Source organism: Azotobacter chroococcum, from assembly GCF_002220155.1.
In the GTDB taxonomy this organism is placed as follows: Bacteria; Pseudomonadota; Gammaproteobacteria; order Pseudomonadales; family Pseudomonadaceae; genus Azotobacter; species Azotobacter chroococcum.
The window spans coordinates 1961930-1975206 of record NZ_CP011835.1 but is presented as its reverse complement, the minus strand read 5'-3'; the positions used below and the strand labels follow the sequence as shown (position 1 = coordinate 1975206).

The window sequence follows — 13277 nt, the reverse complement described above, 5'->3', positions numbered from 1 at the left end:
ATTGAAAATTTGAGGGTTTAAATCCGACTCCCTAAGTAGGCTTTCAATTTCCAACCCCGCCGCCCTAAGAGTCTCCTCGACGAGCCGTGCATAACTCACACTGACTGTAAACATATCCCTTTCCGCGCTCTCTTCCATGGGCCAAGAAACCAAACGCATGTGGAGAAACCAATGCATAGAGCATTCTAGTTCCTACAGCAAATTTCGCCCCACCCCGCCAAGGCAGGCTGAGAGCCCCCATGCATCACATGCCTGAGAAAGTGACACCATCAAAACACATGGCTCCGACGACTGGATGACCATTCATCGCCATCCTCTCCAGTCTCCATCCGCATCCGACTCATCACCTCCACAGCCACGTCCACTGCACGCAAGCCCTCTATCGACTACAGAAACCGCTAGATCTCCTATATAGACGACACAAGATGTGTCATATCGCAGCCAAAAAGTCACCCGGAAAATCCTGCAAGGGTGTCACCGATAGCCAGCACGATGTCACCGCAGGGCACTACCCTAAAATCTCCGCCTCCCCGAGAATCAATCCCCGTGAGCCACAACACCAATGACGCTGTGCAGCTTACGTGCTGCTTCTTGCAGTCGTGAGTCGCCAGGGTCTCCGACAAAAAAAGGAAGGGAAATCTATGAGCAATCAACGAATTGCATTCGTAACGGGCGGCATGGGTGGAATCGGGACCTCAATCAGTCAGCGCCTTTACAAGGAAAATTTCAAAGTCATCGTCGGATGCACCCCACAATCCAAACGCAAAGATGGCTGGCTCTCCGCCCAGCGCGATAGCGGTTTCAGCTTCGAAGCCTGTGAACATGACGTCACCGATTGGGAAAGCACCCAGCGTGCCTTCGCCGAACTGCGCGAACGCGTCGGCACAATCGATGTGCTAGTAAACAATGCTGGCATTACCCGCGACGCCAGCTTCCGCAAGCTCACTCCGGAAAACTGGAGTGCAGTGATCAACACCAACCTCAACGGCATGTTCAACACCACCAAACAGGTCATTGAAGACATGCTCGGCAAGGGCTGGGGCCGCATCATCAACATCTCCTCCATCAACGGCCAGCGCGGCCAGTTCGGCCAGACCAACTACTCCGCGGCCAAAGCCGGTATTCATGGCTTCACGATGGCCCTGGCCCGTGAAGTGGCCAGCAAGGGCGTGACCGTCAACACGATTTCCCCTGGCTACATCCTCACCGAAATGACTGGAGCCATGCGCCCAGAAGTTCTCGAACAGATCGCTGCCGGCATTCCGGTCGGTCGCCTTGGACAGCCCGAGGAAATCGCCAGCATGGTTGCCTGGCTGGCCTCTGATGAGGCTGCCTATGCCACTGGCGCCGACTTCTCCATCAACGGCGGTCTGAACATGCAATGACGCCTGCCGGGAAGCTGCTAGGCTTTCCGATCAGACTTCCCTATTCATATGAGGTAGCTTCTTCATGAAAGAGGTTGTAATCGTCGCTGCAACCCGGACTGCAGTAGGCAGCTTCCAAGGGTCCTTGGCCAATATTCCCGCGGCAGAACTGGGCGCAGCTGTGATCCGTCATCTGCTTGAACAGACCAAGCTGGATGCCGCTCAGGTCGATGAGGTAATTTTGGGCCAAGTGCTCACTGCTGGTGTAGGACAGAATCCGGCCCGTCAGGCCGTGATCAAGGCAGGCCTCCCCCACACAGTTCCCGCCATGACCCTAAACAAGGTCTGCGGTTCTGGACTCAAGGCTTTGCACTTGGCCACTCAAGCCATCCGCTGCGGTGATGCCGACGTGATCATTGCGGGCGGCCAGGAAAACATGAGCCTTTCGCCGTATGTCCTTCCTGGTGCCCGCACCGGTCTACGCATGGGTCATGCCAACCTGCTCGACAGCATGATCCAAGACGGCCTGTGGGATGCCTTCAATAATTATCATATGGGTATCACCGCAGAGAATCTCGTCGAGAAGTTCGGTATTTCCCGGGAGGAACAGGATGCGCTTGCCGCTGCCTCTCAGCAAAAGGCAGTAGCAGCCATCGAAGCCGGTCATTTCCGCAGCCAGATCACCCCTATATCAATTCCCCAGCGCAAGGGAGATCCGATTGTTTTCGACACCGACGAACAGCCGCGTGCCGAGACCACTCTCGAAGCTCTGAGCAAACTCAAGCCGGCCTTCAAGAAAGACGGTAGCGTCACTGCAGGCAATGCCTCCAGCCTCAATGACGGCGCTGCTGCTGTGCTACTGATGAGTGCCGAGAAAGCCCAGTCGCTCGGCTTGCCGGTTCTGGCACGAATCAAGGCCTATGCCAATGCGGCTGTCGATCCGGCCATCATGGGCATTGGCCCGGTTTCAGCCACCCGCCGCTGCTTGGAAAAGGCAGGCTGGAGTCTGGATGATCTCGACCTGATCGAAGCCAATGAGGCCTTCGCAGCCCAATCCCTGAGTGTTGGCAAGGAGTTGGGGTGGGACGCCAGCAAGGTCAATGTGAATGGCGGTGCCATTGCCATCGGCCATCCCATCGGAGCCTCTGGCTGTCGCATTCTGGTCACGCTGGTGCACGAAATGATTAGACGCGACCTCAAGAAAGGCTTGGCAACTCTCTGCATCGGTGGCGGGCAGGGTGTAGCCCTCGCAGTGGAGCGTTGAAGTCCTGACAACCTAAACCTGCTCGACTAGCGGCACGGATACGGATGAGCCCTTACGGGGTCATCCGTATTCGTGCGCAACCAACTGGCATCCTGAATTGATGATTCGCTCCGAAAGAACAAACAAATGGTTACGGCAACGAGCGACTGGACTGAAGAAGTCGACGTCCTCTTCAGGATTCCAGCCAGCCATCGGCAACGGACTAGGATCCTTTCCAGTCCGTAAATTTGTACGCTTTTCAGGATCAATGTCATGGATCAAGCCACCTCCTTCGCAAGTTTCTGGTCAGCCCAGACGCCCTTCGTGGCCAATTTTGCCCTGCAACAACTGCGTCTTTGGGTGAACAGCTCGCCTTGGTTTGCCGATACGGATAATGCTAAATGGTTTGACGTTCCGGCAGAACGCCTGCGTCAGATGCAGGCCGACTATCAACGCGAATGGTACCAACTTGGCCTGCAGCTTCTTTCTAGGAAACCATTCAGCTTCACGGATAAACGTTTTGCCAGTGATAATTGGAGCTCTCCACTTTTCGGCTCCCTAGCTTCGTATTATTTGCTTAATTCTCATTACATGATGGAGCTTCTCGAAGAGCTGAAAATAGACGACGAGAAACCCAGACAACGCCTCTACTATCTGGTAGAGCAGGCCATTGCCGCCAGTGCACCGAGCAACTTCTTTGCTAGCAACCCGGATGCACTGGAAGCCCTAGTGAAAAGCAACGGCGTCAGCCTATTCAACGGCATGCTGCACTTGGCCAGTGATTTAAAGGAAGGCAAACTACGCCAATGCGACAGCGGCGACTTCCAAGTAGGACGTGACGTGGCGACGACGCCAGGTGACGTTGTGTTCGAGAATGATCTGTTCCAACTCATCCAATATCGGCCACAGAGCGAAAAGCAATATCAACGCCCACTACTCATTGTGCCCCCATCGATCAACAAGTATTACATCCTTGACCTGCGCCCAGAAAACTCCTTGGTTCGCTATGCCCTCGAGCAAGGCCACCAAGTCTTTCTGATCTCCTGGCGTAATTTTGATGAAAGTTGCGCGGGCAAGACTTGGGATGACTTCATTCAAAGTGCCGTAATCCAGGCTATCAAGGTTACTCAGGCCATCAGCGGCGGGCAGCAGCTCAACTGCGTCGGTTTCTGCATTGGCGGAACCCTATTGAGCACTGCCCTTGCAGTACTTGAGGCCCAAGGAGAAAAGGACTGCATCAGTAGCCTTAGTCTTCTGGCTACCTTCCTCGACTATTCAGATACTGGAGTTATTGACGTTTTCGTCGATGAGCATCTCGTCACTCAGCGGGAGCGCACTATTGGCGGAAAGGATGGCCCGGTCGGTCTATTCCGAGGCCAAGACATGGGCAACACTTTTTCCCTGCTACGTCCCAACGAATTATGGTGGAATTACACCGTGGACAAGTACCTGAAGGGACAGAAGCCCAGGACCCTAGACATGCTGTTCTGGAACAACGACAGCACAAACCTTCCTGGGCCAATGTACTGCTGGTATCTGCGGCATACCTATCTGCAGAACGATCTTAAATCCGGAGAGCTAGAATGTTGTGGGGTCACGCTGGATCTGAGCAGCATCAAAATACCCACCTACCTGCTTGGCACCCAAGACGACCATATCGTCCCGTGGCGCAGCGCCTACAGCACTAGCAAGCTGCTTTCCGGAAAGGTTCGCTTTGTTCTCGGTGCCTCAGGTCATATCGCCGGGGTCATCAATCCACCGACACAAAACAAACGTCACTACTGGACTAATGAACAGACACCAGTCGATCCAGATATTTGGATGGAGTCTGCCGAGAAAAAACCCGGTAGCTGGTGGAATGACTGGTTTGCTTGGCTTACCCAACATGCTGGAGAGCAACGCCCAGCCGTTGGACAGAGCGGCAATAGTGAATATCCGATTTTAGAAGCGGCACCAGGACGCTACGTAAAGGGTTGAGGAGCTCTTGCTTAAGCGAGGAATCCGCTGACCAAGAGAAACCTCAGAAGAACAGCGGCTCAAGAGGCGACTATTAGATCCCAAACAAATGCCCATATCAGATGATATGGGCATTTTAAATATGCCATCGCCTAGAGTTGGAGGCTCATTGGATGGTTTCAACACTCTCAGAAGCGCTCAATTTCGGCTCCGGACTGAAGCTGCCGGCGGAAGGCTGCAAAATCCTGCTGACCGCTACGCGAGGCTAGAAAGCGCCGGTACATGCCCTTTTCCTCTTCCGACAAGCCATCCTCCGGCTCACTGACCCCCGTCAGACGGATCAGCACGTAGTTACCATTGGGCAACGTCACTCCCGCAAAGCTCGGTTTATCCGCAGCAGCAGGCTTAGGCATGCGAAAAACCGCCTGCAGGATAGAGGGAGCAATTCCATCTTGATTACGGGCTGCCGCCTCCACTACCTGCCATCCCTCAGTCTGTTGAGACTGTTCAACTGGAGTATGTCCTTGGCGAAGCTTGCTGAGGAGAGTTTCTCCCCTGCTTTTGGCATCATCAGCTGCACGCTGCTTTAGCAAGTGCTCTCGAATACTATCGGCCACTTGCTCGAATGGAAGTTGTTCGGGTTTTTTGTGCTCTTTAACACGAAGAACGACAACTGTATCCGGGTCCAGTTCGATAACTCCGCTATTGCTCCCTTGCTCAAGCACTTCGGGACTGAATGCAGCCTGAATGACCTGTCGATTAGCAGCTACCCCATCTCCCCCTTCACGACCAAAAAGGGAGCTGATTTTTATCTGAAGACCGAGTTCTTGAGCTGGCTGGGCAAGATCCGATGCCTCGAAGGCGGCATTCTCCAGTTCACGGGACGCCTCAACGAAAGCTTGTTCAACCTGATCGGACTTGAGGTTACGTACCAATTTTTCCTTCAGGCTATCGAAACTGGGAACCTCAGGTGGCTGCACATCAAGCAGCTTGACCAGATGCCAGCCGAACTCACTGCGGATAGGAGAACTCACCTCCCCTTTTTTCAAGGCATAGAGTACTTGCTCGAATGCCGGATCATAAACGCCAGGCCCTGCATAGCCTAGATCACCGCCTTTATCAGCTGAACCAGAATCTTGGGAGAACTCCTTGGCCAGAGGAGCAAAGTCTTCGCCCTTATCGAGACGAGCCTTGAGGTCCTCTAGCTTAGCCCTCGCCTCCTCATCGTTCAATTTGTCATTTACCTCGATGAGAATATGCGCAGCCTGACGCTGTTCGGCAAGATTGGCGATTTCTCGCTGATAAAGTGCCTGTAAGTCCTCGTCCTTGACCTCTATCTGGTCGAAGAAGGCATCCCGCTTCAACTCGACATATTCCACCATAACCTGTTCGGGGGTCATGTAACGACTAGCATGCTCCTCGTAATAGGCTCGCACTGCATCGCTCTCAACTGCCACGCTTGCCGAGTCCAAAGGCAATATCATGGTGGCAAAGTCACGTGTTTGCTGCTCTAGACGAGCAAAAGCCTCAACCTCGCGATCTGTTACGAAGCCACTGCCTGCCAGACCAGCACGTAACTGACCGATCAACATTTCCTGCTCCAGCATCTGCCTAAACTGCGAGCGGCTGTATCCCATCTGTGCAATAACTTGATCGAATCGGTTAGGATCGAATTTGCTATCGTCCTGAAACTCTGGGGTCTGCAGAATCAACTGATCCAAGGCATTCTGGGAAAAGGCAAATCCCGCTGCTTCGGCCCCTTGCAGCAGCAGTTTGCGCTCTATCAGGCCACTGAGTGCAGCGTTACGCAGCAGCCCCTCGCTCAATTGCGAAGCGTCAAAATCCCTACCAAGCTGCTGAAGCAGTTGGCGACGCTGCATCTCCACCGCCCGACTCAGCTCAGTCAGGCTGATTTTCTCGCCATTGACCTCAGCCGCATTCTGGCTGTTGCTAGTGCTACTGAGAATGGCATCGAAGCCGGTCAAAGCCAGCAGCACGATAATGACACCGATGATGGTTTTGGCAATCCAGCCCTGTGAATTGTCCCTAATGTTTTGCAGCATGCATCCCCCCAGAAACGGCTGTGAGACAGCTATTTGACACTGGTAGAGCCTGAATAGAAAAAAGGCGCATCTTTCTGGATGCGCCTTTTCGTAACGGGCGGAGCAGGTGGGATTCAAACCCGCAATTCCCAACCTGACAGGTCTGTACGCTAATCACCCCCACTCCGTAACCAGACTAAGCACTCCCTAGTCCGGACGAGCCTTAAGCTCGCAAGACGCTTAGTTGACTGCGTCTTTCAAGGCCTTGCCAGCCTTGAAGCCTGGGATCTTGGCAGCTTCAATACTGATCGGCTTGCCCGTCTGCGGATTGCGGCCAGTACGGGCGGCACGCTCCTTGACAGCAAAAGTACCAAAACCAACCAGCACCACAGAATCACCAGCCTTCAGGGCGCCAGTGACAGACTCAATCACTGCGTCCAGCGCTCGGCCAGCGACAGCTTTCGGGATATCAGCAGATGCAGCAATCGCATCAATCAATTCCGACTTGTTCACTCTAGGTCCCCTTATTTCTATTTGGGTTATTTCTTGATCTTTGTGCAGGCAAAGCAGGTGCTGGATGGTTTGCCGACACGAAAAGAGGCGCTTTATATCAAGCGCTCGAAAAAGATGTCAAGGAAAGCCTCTTGACTAATGCGTACTGATCCTCTCCTTGGGATCGGTCTCGCGCTTCTCATCTTTTGCGACCATCTCAGGAGCAGCGTCAGGCAAGGGCTCCGGCGCGTATTGCAACGCAATCTGCAGGACCTCGTCAATCCATTTGACCGGCTTGATCTGCAAGTCCTGTTTGATATTTTCAGGAATATCTTTTAAATCACGGACGTTCTCTTCAGGAATGATAACAATCTTGATCCCCCCCCGATGAGCTGCCAGAAGTTTCTCCTTTAATCCGCCAATGGCCAATACTTGACCACGCAATGTTATTTCGCCGGTCATTGCCACGTCGGCCCTCACAGGAATTTGCGTTAACGCAGAAACCAAGGCAGTGCACATTCCCACCCCGGCGCTAGGGCCATCCTTGGGCGTCGCACCCTCGGGCATGTGAATATGAATGTCCCGTTTCTCATGAAAATCCAGTGGAATACCAAGGCTCTTCGCTCGGCTACGTACCACAGTCAACGCCGCAGTAATGGACTCGACCATGACATCACCAAGTGATCCGGTCTTGATCAACTGCCCCTTGCCCGGCACAACCGCAGCTTCGATGGTCAACAATTCGCCACCGACCTGGGTCCAAGCCAGACCCGTAACCTGGCCGATCTGATCCTGCTGCTCTGCCAAACCATAGCGGTATTTGCGAACCCCCAGGAAATGCTCCAGCGAGTCAGCTGTCACCATGACCTTGAAATGCTTTTCTTTAGCATTTTCTTTGACCACTTTGCGACAGACCTTGGCAATCTGCCGCTCGAGGCTGCGAACACCTGCCTCGCGGGTATAGTAACGGATCATATCGCGAATGGCCGCCTCTTCGAACTCCAGCTCTCCCTTCTTGAGACCGTTAGCTTGAGTTTGCTTGGGCGACAGGTATTTGACTACGATATTGACCTTCTCATCCTCGGTGTAACCAGGAAGACGTATCACCTCCATGCGATCCAGCAGGGGAGCTGGAATGTTCATAGAGTTGGCAGTACAAACGAACATCACATCCGAAAGATCATAATCGACTTCTAGGTAATGGTCGTTAAAATTATGGTTCTGCTCCGGATCGAGCACTTCCAGTAGCGCAGAAGCAGGATCGCCCCGCATATCGCTGCCCATCTTGTCGATTTCATCGAGAAGGAACAAGGGATTGCGCACCCCGACCTTGGCCATCTTCTGAATTAGCCGCCCTGGCATCGAACCGATATAGGTACGGCGATGCCCGCGGATTTCGGCCTCATCACGTACACCACCCAGAGCCATACGCACGAACTTACGATTGGTGGCCCGCGCTATGGATTCAGCCAGGGAGGTTTTGCCAACACCAGGCGGCCCGACCAGACAGAGTACAGGCCCCTTAAGCTTCTTCACTCGCTTCTGCACAGCGAGATATTCAAGGATACGCTCCTTGACTTCCTCCAAACCGTAATGATCCGTATCGAGAATAGCCTCGGCCTTGGACAGATCCAGCCGAACTTTGCTCTCAGCCTTCCAAGGCACATTGACCAACCAGTCAATATAGGAGCGTACAACAGTGGCCTCTGCAGACATTGGAGACATCTGTTTGAGCTTGTTCAGCTCAGCATGCGCCTTGGCCAAGGCCTCTTTTGTCAATCCAGCAGACTCGATACGCTGCTTTAGATCGTCAATCTCGCTATGCCCCTCATCGATATCACCGAGTTCCTTCTGAATGGCCTTCATCTGCTCATTTAGATAGTACTCGCGCTGACTACGCTCCATCTGCTTTTTCACCCGACCACGGATCCGTTTTTCAACCTGCAACAGATCGATTTCGGCATCCAGAAGCGCCAAAACGTGCTCGACGCGGGCCGACAGATCGGCGATCTCCAGAATCTCCTGCTTCTGTTCAAGCTTAAGCGCCATATGTGCAGCCATAGTATCGACCAGTCGACCCGGCTCATCGATGCTGTTCAGCGATGACAGAACCTCGGCAGGTACCTTTTTGCCTAACTGAACATATTGCTCGAACTGGCTGAGCAAGCTACGAATGAACACTTCCCCTTCCCGCTCGGCGACCGGCACCTCCTCGACCAGAGACAGCTCTGCCCGGGTGTGTCCATCGGCCTCAATGAAGCGCTCAATGATCCCACGCTGCTCTCCCTCGACAAGGACCTTGACCGTACCATCGGGAAGCTTCAGCAGTTGCAGGACTGTTGCAACGGTGCCAACTCGATAGAGAGACTCTTCGCCCGGGTCATCATCTGCCGGGTTCTTCTGCGCCAACAGGAGGATTTGCTTATCCCCACTCATTGCGGACTCAAGGGCTTCGATGGACTTTTCGCGCCCCACGAACAGCGGGATTACCATGTGCGGATATACGACAACATCACGCAGCGGAAGAAGAGGTAATTCGATCATATTCATGATTTAGGCTCTACGTGGGCTCAGGACCGGAAAGTGGCGGGCACATCCTGATTTCTAAGATGGGGGTAGCCTTGGAAAAAAACAAGCACTGCAGCGGAAATGCAAAGGGGCCCGCAGGCCCCCTTTCCGGATCAAGCATCAGGTGCAGCTTTGGCAGGCGGCTCCACGTTTTCGTAGATCAGTAGAGGCCTGGAAGCCCCCGCAATGACGCTTTCATCAATAACCACCTTGCTGACACCCGGCTGCGAGGGAATCTCGTACATGGTATCCAGCAGGATGCCTTCGAGGATAGAGCGCAGTCCGCGAGCTCCCGTCTTTCGCTCAAGAGCCCGCAGGGCCACGGCCCGCAAGGCATCCTGACGGAATTCAAGCTCCACCCCTTCCATCTCGAACAGCTTGCCATACTGCTTGGTCAATGCATTCCTTGGCTCTGTGAGGATTTGCACTAAAGCCGCTTCATCCAATTCATCAAGCGTAGCAATGACAGGTAGACGCCCCACAAACTCCGGAATCAACCCGAACTTGACCAGATCGTCTGGCTCCACATCCCGAAGTGCCTCGCCGATTTTCTTGCCTGCATCTGGGCTTCGCACTTCGGCATTAAAGCCAATCCCCCCCTTCGTCGAGCGATTTTGGATCACCTTTTCCAAGCCTGAAAAAGCACCGCCGCAAATAAAGAGGATATTGCGGGTATCTACCTGCAGAAATTCCTGCTGCGGATGCTTGCGCCCACCCTGGGGTGGAACGGAAGCCACGGTTCCCTCGATCAGCTTGAGCAGGGCCTGCTGGACCCCCTCTCCCGATACATCCCGCGTAATCGACGGGTTGTCGGACTTGCGCGAAATTTTGTCGATTTCATCAATATAGACGATACCCATCTGGGCCTTTTCGACATCATAGTCGCACTTTTGCAGCAGCTTCTGAATGATGTTCTCGACATCCTCACCAACGTACCCTGCCTCAGTCAGGGTAGTGGCATCGGCGATCGTGAAGGGAACGTTCAACAGACGCGCCAAGGTTTCAGCCAGTAGAGTCTTGCCGGACCCTGTCGGGCCGATCAACAGAATATTGCTCTTACCCAGCTCGACATCATCTTTCTTGTCACGCTGATTCAGACGTTTGTAGTGGTTGTATACCGCCACAGCCAAGACCTTCTTGGCGCGCTCCTGACCAATGACATACTGGTCGAGAATGGTGCTGATTTCCTTGGGTGCGGGCAGCTTGTGCGCACTACTTTCGGCCTGAGCTTCTTGCACTTCCTCTCGGATAATGTCGTTGCACAGGTCAACGCACTCGTCACAAATAAAGACCGAGGGTCCAGCAATCAGCTTGCGCACCTCATGCTGGCTCTTGCCGCAGAAGGAGCAATAAAGCAGTTTGCCATTGTCCTCGCCGTTACGGGTGTCAGTCATTCGATCAATCCAATCCGGTAGGCTTGCAACACAAGATGAAGGCAAATGCGGGCATTTTCAAGCCCGGGAGCGGTCACAATTTCAAACCGCCCCAAGATGACAGGCTCAGCCCACCAGCTGGCGATGCATGAGAACCTGATCGATGAGGCGATATTTGACCGCCTCTTCGCCACTCATGAAATTGTCACGATCCGTGTCACGGGCAATCACATCGATAGGCTGGCCGGTGTGGTGTGCCAAGATCTTGTTCAAGCGCTCACGGATGGTGAGAATCTCCCTGGCATGGATCTCGATGTCCGAAGCCTGCCCCTGGAAGCCGCCCAGAGGCTGATGGATCATCATCCGCGAATGCGGCAGGCAGTACCTCTTGCCGGCTGCCCCACCGGCCAGCAACAGAGCCCCCATGCTGCAGGCCTGACCGATGCAGATGGTGGAAACGTCAGGCTTGATGAACTGCATGGTGTCATAAATGGACATGCCAGCCGTCACGGAGCCACCAGGCGAGTTGATGTAGAGATGGATGTCCTTGTCAGGATTCTCCGCCTCGAGGAACAACAGCTGGGCCACGATCAAGTTCGCCATGTAGTCCTCTACCTGGCCAACCATGAATATCACCCGCTCCTTCAGGAGGCGCGAATAGATGTCGTACGCACGCTCACCGCGGGCAGACTGCTCGATCACCATCGGCACCAAGCCGCCCGCGGCCTGGATCTCCGGCATTTGCATGAAATGATTGGTCATATCCCGATCGCTCCCTAATGGTCAGGTCTTAAAATGCAAATAAGCCAGCACGAAGGCTGGCTTATGGATGTACTCACACGAGGGAAGAATCAGGCAGCTTGCGGAGCTTCCGCTGGCTTGACAGCTTCTTCGTAAGAGACCGTTTTGTCGGTTACGCTGGCCTTCTGAAGGACAGTATCTACAACTTGCTCCTCCAGCACAACCGAACGAACCTCACCAAGCTGCTGCTCATTACCGTAGTACCAAGCAACAACTTGCTCCGGCTCCTGATAGGCAGAAGCAATTTCCTCGATCATAGCCTTCACCTTCGACTCATCCGGCTTGATCTCGAACTGCTTGACCATCTCGGCAACAATCAACCCCAGCGCAACACGACGCCTGGCCTGCTCCTGGAACAGGTTAGCCGGCAGTTGCTCCGGCTTGATATTGCCGCCGAACTGCTGCACCGCCTGAACACGCAGGCGATTTACTTCATTCTCAATCAATGCCTTGGGCACTTCGATCGGATTGACTGCCAGCAGGCCATCCATCACCTGAGCCTTCACCTTGGACTTGATCGCCTGACGCAGCTCACGGTCCATGTTCTTGCCGACTTCGGCACGAAAGGCCTCAAGATTTGGCTCGGCGATACCGAACAAGGCAAAAAACTCTGCGTTCAGCTCGGGCAACTCGGCCTCGGACACTGTATTGACGGTTACCGCGAACTCGGCAGCCTTGCCCGCCAGATCCAGATTTTGATAGTCCTCGGGGAAGGTTAGAGACAGAACGCGCTCCTCACCGGCCTTCACGCCGACCAAGCCTGCCTCGAAGCCTTCAATCATCCGTCCGGAGCCCAGCGCCAGCGACGTACCCTTGGCAGAACCACCAGCAAAGGCTTCGCCATCGATCTTGCCGACAAAATCGATATTCAGCTGGTCGCCATTCTGCGCTTCACGCTCGACCTGCTTGTAGCGAGTGTTCTGCTTGCGCAGGATTTCCAGCATATTGTCGACATCGGATTCGGCGACTTCCGCCTGCAGACGCTCGACGGCAATCCCCTCCAGACCCACAACCTCGAACTCGGGATAGACCTCGAAAGTGGCAACGTATTCCAGATCCTTGCCCTTCTCGAAAACCTTCGGCTCAACGGAGGGAGCACCGGCCGGCTTCAGCTTCTGCTCGAGCACCGCCTCATAGAAGCTGGCCTGAATCAGATCGCCCAGAGCCTCCTGACGGGCCGACTCTTCATAACGCTGGCGAATCACGCTCATTGGCACCTTGCCAGGACGGAAGCCAGGGACCTTGGCACGACGAGCCGTCTGCTGCAGACGCTTGTTGACTTCGGTCTCGATGCGCTCGGCCGGCACGCCGATCGTCAGGCGGCGCTCAAGAGCGGAGGTGCTTTCAACAGAAACTTGCATGGATATTCCTCGTTGCACAGACGTTAGCCGGCCATTGACGGCCCCAAATCAAGGGCATGCATTCTAGTGGGTCGAAT

At 54.2% G+C, this 13277-nt stretch carries 9 protein-coding genes; 3 read left to right on the top strand and 6 right to left on the bottom strand.

Features of this window, described 5'->3' with window-relative positions; translation table 11 throughout:
- The first annotated feature begins 641 nt into the window (after positions 1 to 641).
- From phbB to phaC, 3 genes are all read left to right on the top strand, one after another.
- A complete protein-coding gene (phbB, locus tag ACG10_RS09135) occupies positions 642 to 1385 on the top strand; it encodes an acetoacetyl-CoA reductase (protein WP_082045437.1) in 744 nt (247 codons plus the stop codon).
- 64 nt (positions 1386 to 1449) lie between these two features.
- Positions 1450 to 2628, top strand: coding sequence for an acetyl-CoA C-acetyltransferase (locus ACG10_RS09130; RefSeq protein ID WP_039804446.1), 1179 nt, complete (start codon positions 1450 to 1452; stop codon positions 2626 to 2628).
- A 252-nt stretch (positions 2629 to 2880) separates the two neighbouring features.
- Entirely contained in the window at positions 2881 to 4584 is a 1704-nt protein-coding gene (gene phaC, locus ACG10_RS09125) for a class I poly(R)-hydroxyalkanoic acid synthase (protein WP_089167975.1), read from the top strand.
- Between the two features lie 167 nt (positions 4585 to 4751).
- Here phaC and ACG10_RS09120 read toward each other — a convergent pair whose 3' ends face one another.
- The 6 genes from ACG10_RS09120 to tig form a co-directional block, all read right to left on the bottom strand.
- Positions 4752 to 6626, bottom strand: coding sequence for a SurA N-terminal domain-containing protein (locus ACG10_RS09120; RefSeq protein WP_089167974.1), 1875 nt, complete (start codon positions 6624 to 6626; stop codon positions 4752 to 4754).
- A 219-nt stretch (positions 6627 to 6845) separates the two neighbouring features.
- Positions 6846 to 7118, bottom strand: coding sequence for a nucleoid-associated protein HU-beta (gene hupB / locus ACG10_RS09115; protein ID WP_028237830.1), 273 nt, complete (start codon positions 7116 to 7118; stop codon positions 6846 to 6848).
- A gap of 135 nt (positions 7119 to 7253) precedes the next feature.
- On the bottom strand, positions 7254 to 9647 hold the full coding sequence (gene lon, locus ACG10_RS09110; protein WP_408608436.1) for an endopeptidase La: 2394 nt from the start codon (positions 9645 to 9647) through the stop codon (positions 7254 to 7256).
- A gap of 131 nt (positions 9648 to 9778) precedes the next feature.
- On the bottom strand, positions 9779 to 11059 hold the full coding sequence (gene clpX, locus ACG10_RS09105; protein WP_039804456.1) for an ATP-dependent Clp protease ATP-binding subunit ClpX: 1281 nt from the start codon (positions 11057 to 11059) through the stop codon (positions 9779 to 9781).
- Positions 11060 to 11164: 105 nt separating this feature from the next.
- Complete coding sequence (clpP, locus tag ACG10_RS09100) at positions 11165 to 11785, bottom strand: ATP-dependent Clp endopeptidase proteolytic subunit ClpP (RefSeq protein ID WP_039807838.1); 621 nt, start codon at positions 11783 to 11785, stop codon at positions 11165 to 11167.
- Between the two features lie 104 nt (positions 11786 to 11889).
- The gene (gene tig, locus ACG10_RS09095) at positions 11890 to 13200 is read right to left on the bottom strand and encodes a trigger factor (RefSeq protein ID WP_089167972.1); all 1311 of its coding nucleotides are present in this window, start codon (positions 13198 to 13200) and stop codon (positions 11890 to 11892) included.
- Between the last annotated feature and the right edge of the window lie 77 nt (positions 13201 to 13277).